The 16,044-nt window shown below is 69.2% G+C and carries 12 protein-coding genes; 7 read left to right on the forward strand and 5 right to left on the reverse strand.

Annotation, left to right across the window (positions count from 1 at the left end):
* The first annotated feature begins 179 nt into the window (after positions 1 to 179).
* Positions 180 to 899: a phospholipase D family protein gene (locus DACI_RS26000; RefSeq protein ID WP_012206943.1), complete on the forward strand. Its 720-nt coding sequence runs from the start codon at positions 180 to 182 to the stop codon at positions 897 to 899.
* Positions 900 to 1,095: 196 nt separating this feature from the next.
* On the opposite strand, the gene DACI_RS26005 is transcribed toward DACI_RS26000, so the two are convergent.
* Positions 1,096 to 2,424, reverse strand: coding sequence for a serine hydrolase domain-containing protein (locus tag DACI_RS26005; RefSeq protein ID WP_012206944.1), 1,329 nt, complete (start codon positions 2,422 to 2,424; stop codon positions 1,096 to 1,098).
* A gap of 109 nt (positions 2,425 to 2,533) precedes the next feature.
* Positions 2,534 to 3,406, reverse strand: coding sequence for a methylglyoxal synthase (locus tag DACI_RS26010; protein WP_012206945.1), 873 nt, complete (start codon positions 3,404 to 3,406; stop codon positions 2,534 to 2,536).
* A 149-nt stretch (positions 3,407 to 3,555) separates the two neighbouring features.
* Here DACI_RS26010 and DACI_RS26015 point away from each other — a divergent pair, with 149 nt between their 5' ends.
* Positions 3,556 to 4,458, forward strand: coding sequence for an alpha/beta hydrolase (locus DACI_RS26015; RefSeq protein ID WP_043782661.1), 903 nt, complete (start codon positions 3,556 to 3,558; stop codon positions 4,456 to 4,458).
* A 27-nt stretch (positions 4,459 to 4,485) separates the two neighbouring features.
* Here the strand turns inward: DACI_RS26015 and DACI_RS26020 are convergent, their stop codons facing one another.
* The gene (locus tag DACI_RS26020) at positions 4,486 to 5,925 is read right to left on the reverse strand and encodes an alpha/beta hydrolase family protein (RefSeq protein ID WP_012206947.1); all 1,440 of its coding nucleotides are present in this window, start codon (positions 5,923 to 5,925) and stop codon (positions 4,486 to 4,488) included.
* Between the two features lie 311 nt (positions 5,926 to 6,236).
* On the opposite strand from DACI_RS26020, the gene DACI_RS26025 reads away from it, so the two are divergent.
* On the forward strand, positions 6,237 to 7,907 hold the full coding sequence (locus tag DACI_RS26025) for an ankyrin repeat domain-containing protein (RefSeq protein ID WP_043782663.1): 1,671 nt from the start codon (positions 6,237 to 6,239) through the stop codon (positions 7,905 to 7,907).
* A 6-nt stretch (positions 7,908 to 7,913) separates the two neighbouring features.
* Here the strand turns inward: DACI_RS26025 and DACI_RS26030 are convergent, their stop codons facing one another.
* Together DACI_RS26030 and DACI_RS26035 are read right to left on the reverse strand one after the other, a co-directional pair.
* Positions 7,914 to 9,164: a YeeE/YedE family protein gene (locus DACI_RS26030; RefSeq protein ID WP_012206949.1), complete on the reverse strand. Its 1,251-nt coding sequence runs from the start codon at positions 9,162 to 9,164 to the stop codon at positions 7,914 to 7,916.
* Between the two features lie 174 nt (positions 9,165 to 9,338).
* Positions 9,339 to 10,304, reverse strand: coding sequence for a sulfurtransferase (locus DACI_RS26035; protein WP_012206950.1), 966 nt, complete (start codon positions 10,302 to 10,304; stop codon positions 9,339 to 9,341).
* A 204-nt stretch (positions 10,305 to 10,508) separates the two neighbouring features.
* Between DACI_RS26035 and DACI_RS26040 the strand changes: the two genes are divergently transcribed.
* From DACI_RS26040 to DACI_RS26055, 4 genes are read left to right on the forward strand one after another with little or no spacing between them, the layout of a single operon-like run.
* Positions 10,509 to 11,705: a multidrug effflux MFS transporter gene (locus tag DACI_RS26040; protein ID WP_043782666.1), complete on the forward strand. Its 1,197-nt coding sequence runs from the start codon at positions 10,509 to 10,511 to the stop codon at positions 11,703 to 11,705.
* A gap of 29 nt (positions 11,706 to 11,734) precedes the next feature.
* Positions 11,735 to 12,724, forward strand: coding sequence for a tRNA (adenosine(37)-N6)-dimethylallyltransferase MiaA (miaA, locus tag DACI_RS26045; RefSeq protein ID WP_012206952.1), 990 nt, complete (start codon positions 11,735 to 11,737; stop codon positions 12,722 to 12,724).
* 16 nt (positions 12,725 to 12,740) lie between these two features.
* Positions 12,741 to 13,457, forward strand: a complete 717-nt coding sequence (locus DACI_RS26050; RefSeq protein WP_012206953.1) for an ABC transporter ATP-binding protein — start codon at positions 12,741 to 12,743, stop codon at positions 13,455 to 13,457.
* Positions 13,458 to 13,476: 19 nt separating this feature from the next.
* The gene (locus tag DACI_RS26055; protein ID WP_012206954.1) at positions 13,477 to 16,044 is read left to right on the forward strand and encodes an FtsX-like permease family protein; all 2,568 of its coding nucleotides are present in this window, start codon (positions 13,477 to 13,479) and stop codon (positions 16,042 to 16,044) included.

Here is a 16,044-nt window from a genome sequence, read left to right on the forward strand (position 1 = left end):
GGCCGGTCACAGAAACTCTCAATACAGCCCTACGTAGCGCAGTCCGCAAGCCGCTGCAGGGCATGCAGCTATGCCATGCCAAGCAGAGGACACGGCGCCGGCCATTGGATCGCATGCTCAACCGCCGGCATTCAGTGTTGCAGAATGTAGCCCAATGACCTGAAGGATTCTGACCGCCGATGACAAAATTCCTGAACACCAGTGCGACAAACTACTTTCTTGAAGAACTGATCAAGGGAGCCACCGATCGCCTGATCCTGATCAGCCCGTTCCTGAAACTGAACGACCGCATGAAGGAACTGCTGGCGGACAAGAACCGCTTAAAGATCGATGTAAGGATCGTCTATGGCAAGAGCGAATTGCAGCCACAGGAAATCGAATGGCTTCGCGGCCTGACCTTTGTCCGAACCAGCTTTTGCAAGAACCTGCATGCCAAGTGCTACCTTAGCGAGACCATGTGCATCATCACGAGCCTGAACCTGTACGAGTTCAGCCAGGTGAACAATAACGAGATGGGCATCCTGATTGAACGTGCCGAGGATGCGCAGCTCTACAGAGACGCTTACGACGAGGCCCAGCGCATCATCCGCATCAGCGATGAGGTTCGTATTTCGATGGAGCGCGTATCAAACCCGAACCAGACTTCGGTTGAGGGTTCGACGGATGCGGCGGATGGGGAGCCCGCAACGGGTGGAAAGCTCACTTCCTCGAAGATCGCACACAAGCGTGGCTGGAAGACGGCCCAGTTGCTCGAACGCGCGACAACTATGGGCTACCTTGCGCTTGACGGCGACCGCCACGTCCTGACGGCAGCGGGAACGCAGGCCGGCCTTGAGTTTGTTCCCAAGTCCCGATTTGGCCCCTACTTTCTCTGGCCTGAGGACATCAATCTCAGCTGAATCCCCGGCAAGTGCCGGGTTGTCGCACCTGCCGGTCTGAGCGGACAACCCTGGCTCTCTGAACTCCTGCGACTGGCCGATTGCAGGCAATGCATCGTCGGCGGTCTGGCGGCGGTGAGATGAAACAAGACCCCTCAGGCGGCAGCGAACCTTGCGCAGCAAGGGTAGCGTGAGGGTCACTTTTCATTGCAAGACCTTATTTATCGCGCACCGCATCGGCCAGCGCCGCCCAGGCCTTGAGCGTCAGCGCATGCGTGAAGGCCGCGCCCGCCACCGGGTGCGATGACAGCTTGACTACCACCATCTGCGCGGCCGGGTTCACGTGGATGAACTGGCCGTGTATGCCGGCGGCCTCGTAGGCGCCATCGGCGTTGTGCAGCACCCACCACTGGTTGCGGTAGCTGTAGCCGGGCCGCGCGGTCTGGATGCCGCGGAACTTGAACTGCTCGCGGTCGCCGCCGCGCGCAATGTCGTCCAGCACCGCCTTGTCGAAGATCTTGTGGCCGTTGAAGCTGCCGCCCAGGCGCAGCATCTCGCCCACGCGCGCCAGATCACGCGCCGTGGCGTTCAGGCCCGCGCCCTGCAGCGGCGTGCCGGTGCTGTCCACCATCACATAGGCGTCTTCCTGCATGCCCAGCTTCTGCCAGATGTTCTCGCTCATGAGATCGCTCCAGCGCCGGCCCGTGACGCGCGAGACGATCCAGCCCAGCACCTCGGAATGCACGGTGCGGTAGACAAAGCCCTCGCCATGCGTGCCTTCCTTGGGCAGCGTCTTGAGGAAGTCGTACACATTGGTCGGCCCCGCGTAGCCGGGCGGACGCGGCAGCATGCCCGAGGCCCAGGAGTAGCCGAAGATCTCGGTCTTGGGGTCGGTGTAGTCCTCGCGAAAGCGCACGGCGCCCGTCATGTCCATGACCTGGCGCACCGTCATGTCGCCCCAGGCCGAGCCTTCCAGCTCAGGCACGTACTTCGTCACCAGCGCCTGGGGGTCGATGCGCCCCTCGTGGGCCAGTTGCGCGGCCATCAGGCCGGTGAACGATTTGGTGACCGAGAACAGCAGGTGCGGCGAGCTGGCCTGGTTCTGGTAGCGCTCGAAGACCACCCGCCCCTTGTGCAGCACCACGATGGCGTCGGTATAGGTGCGGTCCAGCCATTGGTCCACGGTGACGGGCTGGCCCTTGTCGTCGTCAAAGCGCAGGCCGCCCAGGGCCATGGGCGCTTCGGGCAGAGCCGAGGGCGCCGCCGCGCCGCGACGGATGTTCTGCGTGGGCTGGATTTCGCGCAGGTGCTGCACCACCCAGCGCAGTTGCGGATAGCGGTAGCCGTTGGACACATCCACACGCTTGTCTGCGGCCGGAGGAAAGCCCTGCATCAGCCCCAGTTGCTCCAGGCGCACGCTGTCGGGCGGCGGCAGCGCGGGCGCTGCGGGGGCCTGTGCCTGGGCCGCCCCCCAGCCGGGCAGTAGCGCCAGCAGGGCCAGCAGGGCCATGGCATGCCGGGAACGCCGAAAGAGCGGACTGACCATCGTTGTCTCCTTGGTTTTGGAAACGGCCAGTCTTGCAGAAAGCCCTCGGCCGGTCACGGGTGTTCGCCCGCCCGCAGGCCGCAAGGCTGTCGTCTGCGCGACGAAGGTTTCAGCGGCGCATCAAGGCCGCATCGCACCAGCGCTGCGCCACGGCCGGAGAAGTGGTGCAGACCGTGTCGTGCGTCACCGTGGTCACGGCGCGCTCCAGCAGCTGGATGTCGGCCTCGTGCTGGCGCGCCACATGCGGGTCCTCGAAGAAGATCACGCGCTGGCAGCGGCGGTCCAGCACCAGGTCGGCGATCTGCGCATCGCCGCCCAGCGGGCCGCTGTTGTAGCGGTCCACCCAGGGCCGGTCCTCGGGCCAGCCACGGCTCCAGGCCATTTCGTTGAGCCGCTGGCCCGTGGTGCCCGTGCCCACGCGCCGGCCAAAGCGCGACAGCAGCTCGAAGTTGCGCGCCGCGAAATCCAGCATGGTGGGCTTGAGCGCATCGTGGGCGATCAGCGCCAGCGTCTGCTGCGCATAGTCATGGAAGCGCTGCGCGCCGGCATCCCTGGGAAGGCCGGCATGGATGCGCTCCATCTCGATCCAGTCGCGCGCCGAGGCCACGGTGGACAGGAAGGGCTTGCCGTGGATGACGCATTGGCGCTTGAGCGCCACGGCCTCGGGGAAGATGGAGGACGGATCGACCGGGTCGGTCAGATAAATGGCGCCGTCAATCGTGCGCTCGTCGCCTTCCACGCCCACCACCTCGGCCACCAGCTTCATCAGCCCGCCTTCGCGGCCATAGGGATAGCGGCGCAGGCCCCGGTAGGACGCCAGCATGCCGGCGGCCTGGATGGCGTCGAAGGTACGGCCCACGGCATGCAGGCCCAGCTGCAGCTCGCGAATGCCGGACTCGCAGGCGCGCAGCCAGCCGAACAGTGCGGCATCCTCGGTTTGGTGGTGGATTCGGTTGGCGGCCAGGCCCAGGCGTATCGGCATACAGGTTCACTCATCAACAGTGGGGAGAGGTCCGCATCGCCTTGTCGGCCCGCGAACCAGCGGCAAGAATAGCGCCAATCCATGACAGCGCCGGCCCGCAGGGCAGCGGCGCTGAACTTTTGGCCGGCCCGTGCATCCATTGTTGCGTCATGCCCTCAATGCTTCCCTTTCTGTGGCCCCGAAGGCGCCTGCACCGGATCACGGCAGCGCTGGGCGTGGCCGCGCTGCTGGCAGCCAGCGGCTGCTCCGTGCTGGACACCAAGCAGCGCGAATGGATCTTCCAGCCCAGCGACCGCAGCTGGCCCGGCGCCAACACGGCCGGCATGGAAGACGTCTGGATCGACATGCCAGCGCAGGACGGCGCCCGCCTGCATGCGCTGTGGCTGCCCCAGCCGGCCACGGCCGGCAACGCACCCGTGCTGCTGTACCTGCATGGCGCGCGCTGGAACGTGGCCGGCTCCTCGCCGCGCATCCGGCGGCTGCACGAACTGGGCTTTTCGGTGCTGGCCATCGACTACCGGGGCTTTGGCAAGAGCAGCGCCGGCCTGCCGTCCGAGGAATCGGCCGCCGAGGACGCTCGCGCAGGCTGGGACTGGCTGGGCCGGCACGCTCCGGACCGGCCGCGCTTCATCTTCGGCCATTCGCTGGGCGGCGCCATCGCCATCGACCTGGCGCGCAGCGTTCAGGATGAGGCCGGCGTCATGGTCGAGGCGACCTTCACCAGCATTCCCGACGTGGTCCGCAGCTTCCGCTGGGGCTGGCTGCCCGTGGGGCCGCTGATCACCCAGCGCTTTGCCTCCATCGACAAGGTAGCCGGCATAGGCTCGCCGCTGCTGGTCGTGCACGGCAGCGCCGATCCGCTGATCCCCGCCACGCTGGGCCGCCAGCTGTTCGACGCTGCCAGCGAGCCCAAGCGCTTCGTGCTCATCGAAGGCGGCAACCACCACAACACCCAGTCGCGCGCCATGGAGCAATACCGGCAGGCGCTGGACGAGCTGTTCGGGCTGCGCCTGCTCGCACAGGCGCCCACCGCGCCAGCAAGCCCGCGCTGAGCGGCGCAGCCTGCGCCGCCTTCCGCGCTACGGGCAGCTTGCCGCGTTCTGCGAGATCACGGCGCGCAACTGCCGCGTGGTGGTGCTGTCATCCGGGCCCAGCGTGTTGCGCGTGTAGCGGCAGCCATAGGTGGGCGCGGCCACCGTGGCGGCCGTCTGCACATCGTCACCGCCCGGCTTGGCACCGCCCTGCTCCCACTGCACCATGGCATCGAAGGCTTCCACCTGTTCGGCCACGGTGAAGTCGCAGTGCGATGCGCCGCGGATGGCGCGCTGCACCAGCCACTGGCTCCGGCCCTTGTCGGCCACGCGGCGCTGGTAGATCTGCTCCATGCTGAAGGGCACATACAGATCGCCCAGCGTATGCAGGGTCACCACGGGAATGTTGATATCGCCGGAAGTCACGGGAATCCAGCGCAGGCCGTCGCGGCGCGGCCGGTTGGCATCGGGAGCGGCCGTGCGCTTTTGCGCGGCGGCATTGAGCGCGGCCGAGGCCGCGGCATCCCCGTCGATGCGGTAGGTGAAGCGGTTGGTATCGGCCACGTTGCGATTCAGGATGCCGTTGACCGAGCCGTCGCTGCCGAACACGCCCCAGACCGGCGCGAACGAGCCGCCCACGGCCACGCCCAGATCGAACAGCGGGCGCGGGCCACCCGTGAGGTTCTGGATGACCGACAGATAGGCGCGCCCCGTCGCGGTGGGAGCCGACGGAAAGGTGGTGAACAGGGCCGAGGTCACCTGGCCCTGGATGGCGGCCCACTCGGTGACGGGACGCTGGGCCACGCCGGCCATGGCCTGCGCGGTGACCTGGGCCGCGGCGAAGTAGTCGAACAGTTCGGTATCTCCCGTCACGCCGCACATGGGCACGGCGCCCTGGTAGCGCACCTTGTTCCTCGCGGTGGCCTGGGCCTCTGCCTCGATGGCCGCCGCCGTGACATGGCCGCCCATGGAATGGCCGGTGATGTACAGGCGCTGCGGCTGAGCCAGCGGCCGGCCGTGGGATGCGGCCAGGCGGTTGAAGGCCAGCGCCAGCGCATTCGTGTCCTCCACGCCGGCGCGCACGTCGTAGTAGTTCTTGCTGTAGCTGGACGCCGCCCAGGCATAGCCGTTCTGGATCAGGTACCGGCGTATGGACGGATTGGTGACGTTGAGCGCACTGCCCTCGCCCGCATAGCCGTGGGCATACATCACCAGGCGGCCATTCCAGTTGGCCGGCACCTCGATGCGGTAGGCCGCGCCTTCCAGCACACCGGCCCAGCGGCTGGTGCTGGCGTTGTCGACCACATCGCCCGAAGCGGCGGCCAGCGCATCGAAGCTGGTGGCCGAAGGATTGGCCGGCGCAAAGCTGCGGCTGTCCTGTGCCCGCGTCTCCTCGGGCGCATCACCGTCCCCCCCGCCGCAGGCCGCAAGGCCCGTGGCCGCCAGCAGACCGAGATACTTCCAACGATTCCAACGCAGGGCTCGCATAAGACTGTCTCCTTGGGATGAAGGTGTTGAGGGAAACGCGCGCAAAAAATCAGGTTCAAGCGGGATTGCCGACGCAGCCTATGCCAGACAACTGGCCCGCCATGCGGGTAGGAACCCGCAAGCAGGGGCTGCCGGCTGTCACCCAGATGACTGTCGCCTTGCGCTAACATCCGCGCTTGCGGTGCAGGCCGCACCCGGACCTGCGGGAAGGGTTGAACCCACCTGTATGCGCCTCTCGGCGTTTTTCTCTTGCCACATGCCTTTGTGCGCCAAGCTGCAGGTCATTGGCCTTCGTGCACGGAGGTATCCCTGTGAAACGCATCCCCGCCCGGCCCGACATGGGCCATCTCAAGAAACAGGCCAAGCAACTGCTGGCCGCCTATCGCGCAGGCTCGGCCCAGGCCATGGAGCAATTGCGCTCCCACCTGCCAGCGGCCAAAGGCCTTGCCGATGAGGCACTGGCCGCCAAGGACCTGCGGCTGCACGACGCCCAGTCCTGCGTGGCGCGCGAGCACGGTTTCGCTTCATGGAGCGAGCTGTCAGGCTACGTCGAGGCATGCCAGCGCCTGGCGGCGGACCCCGAGAAATCCCGGCTGCACTGGCTGGCCCTGGTCTATGCCGGCGATGTGGCGGGCGGCACGCACCGCGCGCAGCCCGCGCTGGCCCGGCGCCTGCTGGACGAGCGGCCGGAACTGGCGGGCAGTGATGGCAGTGATCCCTGGGTAGCCTGCGCCACCGGCAATCTGGCCGTGCTGCGCGAGGCCGGGCGCAACGACCCCGGCTGGCTGCGCCGTGCAGGCGGGCCGTTGGCGCTGCCGCCGCTGATGGCCGTCACCCATTCCTGCCTGCTGCGCCTGCCCGAATTCACCGAGCACCTGCACGCATGCGCGCGCTGGCTGCTGGACGCGGGCGCCGACCCGCTGCAGACCATAGGCAACCGCTGGCCACCCGCCTCGCTGCAGTCCCCCTCCGATACCGAGCGGCTGTCGGCCCTCTATGGCGCAGCAGGCCAGAACCATGATGCGCAACTGACGCAGATGCTGCTACAGGCCGGCGCCAACCCCAACGACGGCGAATCGCTCTACCACTCGCTGGAAGGCACGCCCGCCAGCCGCGAATGCACGCGGCTGCTGCTGCAAGCCGGCGCACGCGTGGACGGCAGCAATGCCCTGTTCCGCGTGCTGGACCTGGACGATGTGCAGGCCCTGCGCCTGCTGCTGGACCACGGCGCCGATCCGAACGAGGACAACGGCCAGGGCGAATGGGGCCGCCCGCTGCTGTGGGCCATCCGCCGGCGCCGCTCGCCCGCCCATGTGCAGGCGCTGCTGGATGCCGGCGCCGATCCGTCGGTGCGCACGCCGCAGGGCCTACGTGCCGCTGCACTGGCGCGGCGCTTTGGCCTGGCCAATGTGGCCGCACTGCTGGAACAGGCGGCGGGCAGCGAGCCCACCACGCCGCAGGAGCAACTCCTGGCCGCCTGCGCCGTGGGCGACGCAGCACAGGCCCGCCGTCTTGCAGCAGCCCACCCCGGGCTGCTCCAGGGCCTGGCGCCCGAACAACTGCGCATGCTGCCCGAACTGGCGGCCCTGGGCTGCATGGACGCCGTGCGCTGCATGGTGGAACTGGGCTGGCCCATCGCCGCGCGCGGCGGCGACTGGGATGCATCCGCACTGAACCAGGCCGTGTTCCGTGGCGATGCCGCCATGGCGCGCTTCCTGCTGGAGCACGGCGCACAGTGGACCGAACGCCACGCCTATGGCGACAACTGCGCAGGCACCCTGTGCTGGGCATCGCTGAACCGGCCCGAATCCACGGAACCCGGCGGCGGCGACTGGCTGGGCTGCGCCCAGGCCCTCATCGACCACGGCATGCCCCTGGCAAGGCCCGACCCCGAGGCGCCCGGCTGCGTACTCATCGACGGAAGCCGGCAGCGGTATCCGGAGGAGATCGCGGATCTGCTGCTGGGGGTGGCTGCCGGCTGAAAGCCCTCAGTCCCGGCTGGCCTGCCAGCGCCGCAGCACGAAACCCGCCCACAGCGCCGTGAACATGGCCGCGCCAAAGACCCAGCCCGACAGCGCGCCCGCCATGCTGCCCGACAGCAGCGTGCCAATGGTGCAGCCCAGCCCTGTCATGGCGCCCCAGCCCAGCAAGGCGCCACCGGCCAGGCCGCGAGCCGCATCGCGCCAGGTGGGGCGGCGCGGCGTCCACTGGCGGCTGGCCACGGCAGCGCCCCAGGCACCGGCCACCAGGCCCAGCAGCAGCACGGCATGGGGCGTGAGCAGGCTGTTGAGTACGGCCGTGGCGCATCCGCCCAGGGTGTCGAGGCCGTGCAGGCGCTCGGGCACCCAGCCGCCCGCCTGGGCCCAGCCGCGCACGGTGCTGCCCAGCGTGGTGGTCACGCCCAGCGGCCGCATGCGCACGATGGCGGCGGCCGCAATCAGGCCCACGGCCAGGCCGCCCAGCGCGGCGTTCCAGCGGCCTTGCCACAGTGACAGCCACAGCTGGCGCAGGGCCGGTGGCTGCGCCGGTTCTGCCGCAGGCCGGGGCTGTGCGCGGCCCGAGCGTCCATGAATGCGCCAGACCCAGGCCGCCAGCAGGCCCAGCACGGCCAGTTGCAGCGCCAGCGCGCCGCCATAGCCCAGATGCGCCGGCAGCCAGATGACGGGTGCATCGGCAATGGCCAGGCTGTAAAGCGGGTTCCAGCTGCGAAACCCCAGCACGAAGCCCAGGCCCGTGCCGACCAGGGCAAAAGGCGCCACGGGCGAGCCCTCGCCCAGCCGGTACCAGTGGGCGCTGATGCACGAGCCCGAGACCGACATGCCCGCTCCAAAGGCCAGGCCCGCAAGGACCAGCACCCAGCTCACGGGACCTACGTGCATGTCGGGCGGCAACTGACCCGGCTGGGGCACGGCCACCCAGCTGCCCAGCACCACGGTCATGCCCGCCGATCCCACGGCCAGCGCCAGCAGGATGGAGAGCACGCCGCGCGGATCGCCGAACTCGAACCAGTCGCGCGCATGGCAGTAAAAGCAAAAGCGCGAGCGCTGCAGCACCAGCCCCAGCAGCAGGCCCAGCGCCAGCGCAAAGACCAGGGTGCGCCCGCCGCCTTGCAGCTGCAGCTGCGCCGCCACAGGCCAGGCTGCGGCCAGCACGGCAGCCAAGGGCAGCCATCTGGTCCAGTCCCTTGCCCTGTGCCTGCCATTCACGTTCTGCGTGTGCTCACCGGTCACGCTTGTCATTCCTGCCCCCTTTGTTGCCATCCACGCATAAAAAAAGGGGCCCGCAGTCTGCGGGCCCCAAAGGAGCCGAGCTTTTGCCAAAGCCACTCGTCACCACCCCTGATCCGTCAAACCAAGAGCACCGACACCCCTCGCCCGGCCCCCGCCTTCAAGACAGGTTGATCGACTGCAGGATCATTTCGCGGCCCAGACCGTGCCGGCCGGGTTGTTGATCGGCACACCCACGGAGTTGCCGTATTCGGTCCACGAGCCGTCGTAGTTGCGCACCTGGTAGCCCAGGATCTTGGACAGCGCAAACCAGGTGTGGCTGGAGCGCTCGCCGATGCGGCAGTAGGTGATGACGGGCTTGCTGCCGTCGATGCCCACGCCCGCGTAGAGCTTCTTGAGCTCTTCGGCGGACTTGAAGCTGCCGTCCTCGCGCACGGCCTGCCCCCAGGGCACGTTGACGGCGCCGGGGATGTGGCCGGCGCGGATGGCCAGCTCCGGCACGCCGGCTGGGGCGAAGACCTTGCCCTGGTATTCGTCGGCCGAGCGGATGTCGACGAGCCTGGCGTCGCTGCGCCCTTCGGCCGAGGCCAGCGCATCGGTCAGGCGCGCGCGCAGCGCGGTGTTGACCTTGCCCACGCGGTAGGTGGTGGCCGCATATTCCGGGGCGCGGTTGTTGAGGGGGCGGTTCTCGGCCTCCCACTTCTTGCGGCCGCCGTCCAGCAGCTTGACGTTCTGCACGCCATAGATGTCGAAGACCCAGGCCCCCCAGGCCGCGAACCAGTTGTTGGTATCGCCGTACAGTACGACCGTGTTGCCTTCCTTCACGCCGGCCTGGGACAGCAGCTTCTCGAACTGCTCCTTGCCCACGATGTCGCGGCGCACCTTGTCATTGAGGTCGTTGTGCCAAGAGAAGTTGACGGCGCCCGGCACATGGGAGCGTTCGTACAGGCCGGGGTTGACGCTGACCTCGACGATGCGCACATCGGCGCGGTTGAGGTTGGCCGCCAGCCATTCGGTGCTGACCAGCGGGCCTTCGGGCACAGGCGCATTGGCATGGGCCGCCCCACCGACCAGGGCCACGCCCCACAGCAGGGTGCACGCCCCCTGGCGCAGCGCGGCGGGAAGGGAGGAGAAAGCGGTCAGCGTTGCCATTGCGGTCCTTTGTTCACAGTTGCATTGATCGGGTTGATTCCTCTGCAATGCAATGTAGGCAGGGCCCGGCCGGTTCCCAACTGCGCAATCCGCAGATGGATATGCACCGCCCGAACATGGACAGCGACACCCCTTGTTCTCTGCTACCCTCGGTCGCCTATGTCAGCGCCCCTGTCTCCCGCCGCCGCGCAAGCGCAGCCGGCCATGTCCCCCGTCCTGGTCGTCGTCCTGCTCGGCCTGCTGCTGGGACTGCAGCCGCTGGCCACCGACCTGTACCTGCCGGCCCTGCCGTCGATACAGGCGGCCTTCTCCACCCAGGTGTCCCAGGTGCAGCTCACGCTGACTGCGTTCCTGCTGGCCTTCGGCTGCTCGCAACTGGCCTGGGGGCCGCTGTCCGACCGCTTCGGGCGCCGGCCCATCCTGCTGGCGGGCATGTCCATCTACGTGCTGGCCGCGCTGGGCAGCGCCAGCGCCGAGACCATGGAATCGCTGATCGCCTGGCGCGCGCTGCAGGGGGCATCGCTGGGCGCGGGCGTGATGTGTGCACGCGCCATGGTGCGCGACCTGTTCGCGCCGCACCTGGGCGCCCAGGTCATGTCCAAGGCGCTGACCGGGCTGGGCGTGATCGCCTTCCTGAGCCCCGTCAGCGGCAGCCTGCTGGTGGATTCGATGGGCTGGCGCTCGACCATGCTGGCCCAGGCGGTGATGGGTGCGCTGGCCCTGCTGCTGGTGGCCCTGCGCTTCACGGAGACACTGGCCCGCACCAATCCCACGGCGCTGCAGCCGCTGGCCCTGGCGCGCAACTGGATCACCATCGTGCGCCACCCGGGATTCCAGTCCTACCAGTTGCTGACCTGCTGCACCTATGCGGCCCTGTTCACCAACCTGGCCGCATCTTCCTTCACCTATATCCATGTGCTGGGCGTAAGCCGCACGGGCTACGGCCTGCTGATGGGCAGCAATGCGCTGTGCTACATCGCGGGCACCTTCCTGTGCCGCTGGCTGCTGCAGCGCATGGATGTGCGGCGCGCCGTGCAGATTGCCGGGCTGGCCAGCCTGCTGTCGGCCACGGCCATCGGCATTGCGGCGCTGGCCGATGCGCGCAGCCTCTGGGCCTATGCCCTGCCCTTCTATATCTTCCAGATCGCCCATGGCGTGCACATGCCCTGCGGCCAGAGCAATGCCATCGCGCCCTTCCCGCAGTCGGCGGGCACGGCCTCGGCGCTGAACGGCTTCACCATGATGCTCATCGCCTTTGCCATGGGACACTGGCTGGGCCTGCACCTGGACGGCCAGTCCACCCGGCCCATGGCCTTCGGCATCTGGTTCTGGGGCGTGTGCACGGCCCTGGTCGCCTGGGGGCTGGTGCGCCGCCATGGCCGGGCCGATGGCCACCGCTGATTCCACTTTCCTGCGTTCCCGTTTCTCGAATGTCCACCGCTTCCCCGCTCCCCTGCCTGGCCATCGCCGGCCCCACCGCTTCCGGCAAGACCGCTGCCGCCCTGGCCCTGGCCAGGCTGCTGGCCGAACGCGGCCAGGCCGCAGAAATCATCAGCGTGGACTCGGCCCTGGTCTATCGCGGCATGGACATCGGCACGGCCAAGCCCACGCCCGAAGAACTGGCTGCCTGCCCCCATCACCTGATCGATATCCGCGACCCGCTGCAGGCCTACAGCGCGGCCGAGTTCGTGCAGGACACGCAGCGCCTGGCGGCCGAGATCCGCGCGCGCGGCGCCCTGCCGCTGCTGGTGGGCGGCACCATGCTGTATTTCAAGGCCCTGCAGGATGGCATTGACGACATGCCGGCCGCCGACCCCGCCGTGCGCGAGCGGCTGGACGCCCAGGCCGCGCAGATCGGCTGGCCCGCCATGCATGCGCTGCTGGCCCAGGTCGATCCCGCCACGGCCGCACGCCTGGCGCCGGCCGACAGCCAGCGCATACAGCGCGCGCTGGAGGTCTGGCACGTGTCGGGCAAGCCGCTGTCCAGCTTTCATACGCGCAGTGGCAAGAATGCCGAACAGGGCCTGGTCAGCCCCGGCGGCTTCTTCTCGCTGGAGCCGCAGGACCGCGCCTGGCTGCATGCGCGCATCGCCCAGCGGTTCGACGCCATGCTGGACGCCGGCTTCATCGACGAGGTGCTGCAGCTGCGCGCGCGCGGCGACCTGCACCTGGACCTGCCCTCCATCCGCTGCGTGGGCTACCGCCAGGCCTGGGAATCGCTGGACGGCCTGTACTCCATGAACTCGCTGCGCGAACGCGGCATTGCCGCCACGCGCCAGCTGGCCAAGCGCCAGATCACCTGGCTGCGCAGCATGCCCGCCCGCCATGCCATTGCCTGCGATACGCCCGATGCCCAGCAGCAACTGCTGCAGGCTGCGATGGCCGTGGTGGCTGCAGCAACCCAGGCCCGCAACGGCTGAACAGGAAACCGCCTTCATGACTGCCGCGCCCCGGGACAACACGCCACTGACTCAGCCGCCGCTGCTTCAGGTCCAGGGCCTGGCGCGGCGCTACCGCAACGACGGCGGCACGGAAACCGCCGTCTTCGAGAACGTGGACTGCAGCGTGGCGCGCGGCGAGTTCGTGGCCATCGTGGGTGACTCGGGCGTGGGCAAGTCCACCTTTCTCAACTGCCTGGCCGGGCTCGATGAGTGGCAGCAGGGCCGCGTGCTGCACGAAGGCCAGGACCTGTCGGCCCTGGATGAAACCGGCCGTGCGCTGTGGCGGCGCAGCCATGTGGGCTTCGTGTTTCAGGCCTTCCATGTGCTGCCCCATCTGGATGTCTGGCACAACGTGGCCCTGCCGCTGATGCTGCTGCAGCGGCTGAATGCAGCGGGCCGCCAGCGCGTGCAGCAACTGCTGCAGGCCGTCGGGCTGCAGGGGCTGGAGCAGCGCCTGCCCTGGCAGCTCAGCGGCGGTCAGCTGCAGCGCGTGGCCATTGCACGCGCCCTGGTCCACGGCCCGGCCCTGCTGCTGGCCGACGAGCCCACCGGCAACCTGGACCCCGGCACGGCCGCACAGGTCATGGAACTGCTGCTGCAGCAGACCCGGGAACACCAGGCCGCCCTGGTGCTGGTCACGCACTCCATCGAGGCCGCGCGCCGTGCCGACCGCGTGCTGCGCCTGACCGCACAGGGCATGCAGCCCGCCTAGCGCCAGAGACCATCCCCCCATGCTCGCCCTGCTTCGCACCTTTTCCTGGCAGGAGCTGCGCCAGCATCCCTGGCGCACGGCCACCGCCCTGGTGGCCATCATGCTGGGCGTGGCCCTGGGCTTTGCCGTGCATGTGATCAACCAGTCCGCGCTCGATGAGTTCTCGCGCGCCGTGCGCACGGTCAGCGGCCAGCCGGACCTGGAGTTGCGTGCCATGCAGGGCGGCCTGCCCGAATCGCTGTATGGCCGTGTTGCGCAGCAGCCCCAGGTCAGCCTGGCCGCCCCCTGGATCGAAGCCACGGCCCTGGCCGGCACCGCCACGCCGGTGCAGTTGCGCGTGCTGGGCGGCGATGCGCTGCGGCTGGCGCCCGTGGCGCCTGCGCTCATGCCCCGGCTGTTCGATGGCGGCGGGCGGCTGGACCTGTTCGCGCCCGATGCGGTCTTCCTCAATGCAACGGCACTCGAAGCCCTGGGCCTGACGCCGGAGCAGGCGCGGCACACGCTCCTGCCATGGCAACTGGGCGGGCGCGCGCAGACCCTGCGCATCGCGGGCACGGTGGCCGCATCCGGCCCGCCGCTGGCCGTGATGGACATCGGCGCGCTGCAGGACAGCCTGCAGCGCTGGGGCCAGGTGGACCGCATTGATGTGCTGCTGGCCGAAGGCGCCACGCGCGAGTCCCTGCTGGCCGAGCTGCGCCGCCTGCCCGACTGGCCCGCCCAGGCCCTGGCCAGCCGCCCCGGCGACGACCAGCAGCGCATTGCCGAGATGTCGCGCGCCTACCGCGTCAACCTCACGGTGCTGGCCCTGGTGGCGCTGTTCACGGGGGCGTTCCTGGTGTTCTCGGTGCTGGCGCTCAGCGTGGCCCAGCGCGCGCCGCAGTTCGCCCTGCTGGCCGTGCTGGGATTGACGCCGCGCCAGCGCCTGGGCCTGGTGCTGCTGGAATCGCTGCTGCTGGGCATGGTGGGCAGCGCGGCCGGCATTGCGCTGGGCGCGGGCCTGGCCTGGCTGGCCCTGCACCTGCTGGGCGGTGACCTGGGCGGCGGCTACTTTGCCGGCGTGCAGCCTGCACTGCAGTGGAGCGCCGGCGCCGCGCTGACCTTTGGCCTGCTGGGCGTGGCCGCCACCGTGGCTGGCGGCTGGTGGCCGGCGCGCCAGGCCATGGAGTTGCCGCCCGCCGCCACGCTCAAGGGCCAGTGCGCCGGCTCTGAGCGCGCGGCGCGTGGCCTGCCGGCCCTGCTGCTGATGGCAGCCAGCGTGGCCCTGGCCTTTGTGCCGCCCGTGGCCGGCATTCCCCTTGCCGCCTATGCCGCCGTGGCCCTGCTGCTGCTGGGCGGCATGGCCGCCCTGCCCTGGCTGTTGGGCCAGCTGTTGCGCCTGGTGCCGCAATCGCTGCTGCGCCAGCCGCTGGCCCTGCTGCCCGTGGAGCGTGCGCGGCGCATGCGCCGCAGCACCACGGTGGCCGTGGGCGGCGTGGTGGCCAGCCTGAGCCTGGCCGTGGCGCTGACCGTGATGGTGGCCAGCTTCAGGGACAGCATGATCGCCTGGCTGGACGCCGTGCTGCCCGCCCCGCTGTACCTGCGCACCGCCGGCAGCGCAGGCCGTGCCGATGCCGCGCCCCTGCCCGCCGATCTGGCCGCGCGCATTGCCGCCCTGCCTGGCGTGCAGCGCGCCCAGCCCATGCGCGGCACCAGCCTGTGGCTCAGCCCGGATCGCCCCGCCGTCAGCCTGCTGCTGCGTCCGCTGCATGGCCCCCAGGGCCAGCAGTTGCCGTGGATACAAGGCCCCGTGCAAGCACCCGCTGGCAGCACGCCCGTCTATGTCAGTGAAGCCGTGGCCCAACTCTATGGCGTGCGGCCGGGCCAGGAGTGGCCGCTGCTGGCCCAGGCCCTGCCGTCCGGAAATTCCCGCGTGTTTGTGGCCGGCATCTGGCGCGACTATGTGCGCCAGTTCGGCGCCATCGCCATGGACTGGGAGGACTACCAACGGCTCGCCGACGGCAGCGCCACCACGGCAGGCCCCACCGAAATCGCCATCTGGCCGGACGGCGACGACACGGCCACGGCGCAACAGCTTCAGGCGCGCATCCAGTCGCTGCTGACCGGGCCGGGCGCCGCGCAGGCACTGGAGTTCGCCAGCAGCGGCGCGCTGCGCGAGCGCTCCATGCGCATCTTCGACCGCAGCTTTGCCGTGACCTACTGGCTGCAGGCCGTGGCCATCGGCATCGGCCTGTTCGGCATTGCCGCCAGCTTCAGCGCCCAGGTGCTGGCACGGCGCAAGGAATTCGGCCTGCTCGCCCACCTGGGCCTGACGCGGCGCGACATCCTGGCCGTGGTGGCCGGCGAGGGCATGGCCTGGACCACGGCGGGCGCCATCGCCGGCAGCCTGCTGGGCCTGGGCGTGGCGGTAATCCTGGTGCACGTGGTGAATCCGCAAAGCTTTCACTGGACCATGGAGCTGTCCCTGCCGTGGCCCCGCCTTTTGGCGCTGGCTGCCAGCGTGATCGCAGCAGGCACGCTGACGGCCTGGCTGGCCGGGCGTGCAGCTGCAGGGCGCGAGGCAGTGCTGGCGGTCAAGGAGGATTGGTAA

This window comes from Delftia acidovorans SPH-1, assembly GCF_000018665.1.
In the GTDB taxonomy this organism is placed as follows: Bacteria; Pseudomonadota; Gammaproteobacteria; order Burkholderiales; family Burkholderiaceae_C; genus Comamonas; species Comamonas acidovorans.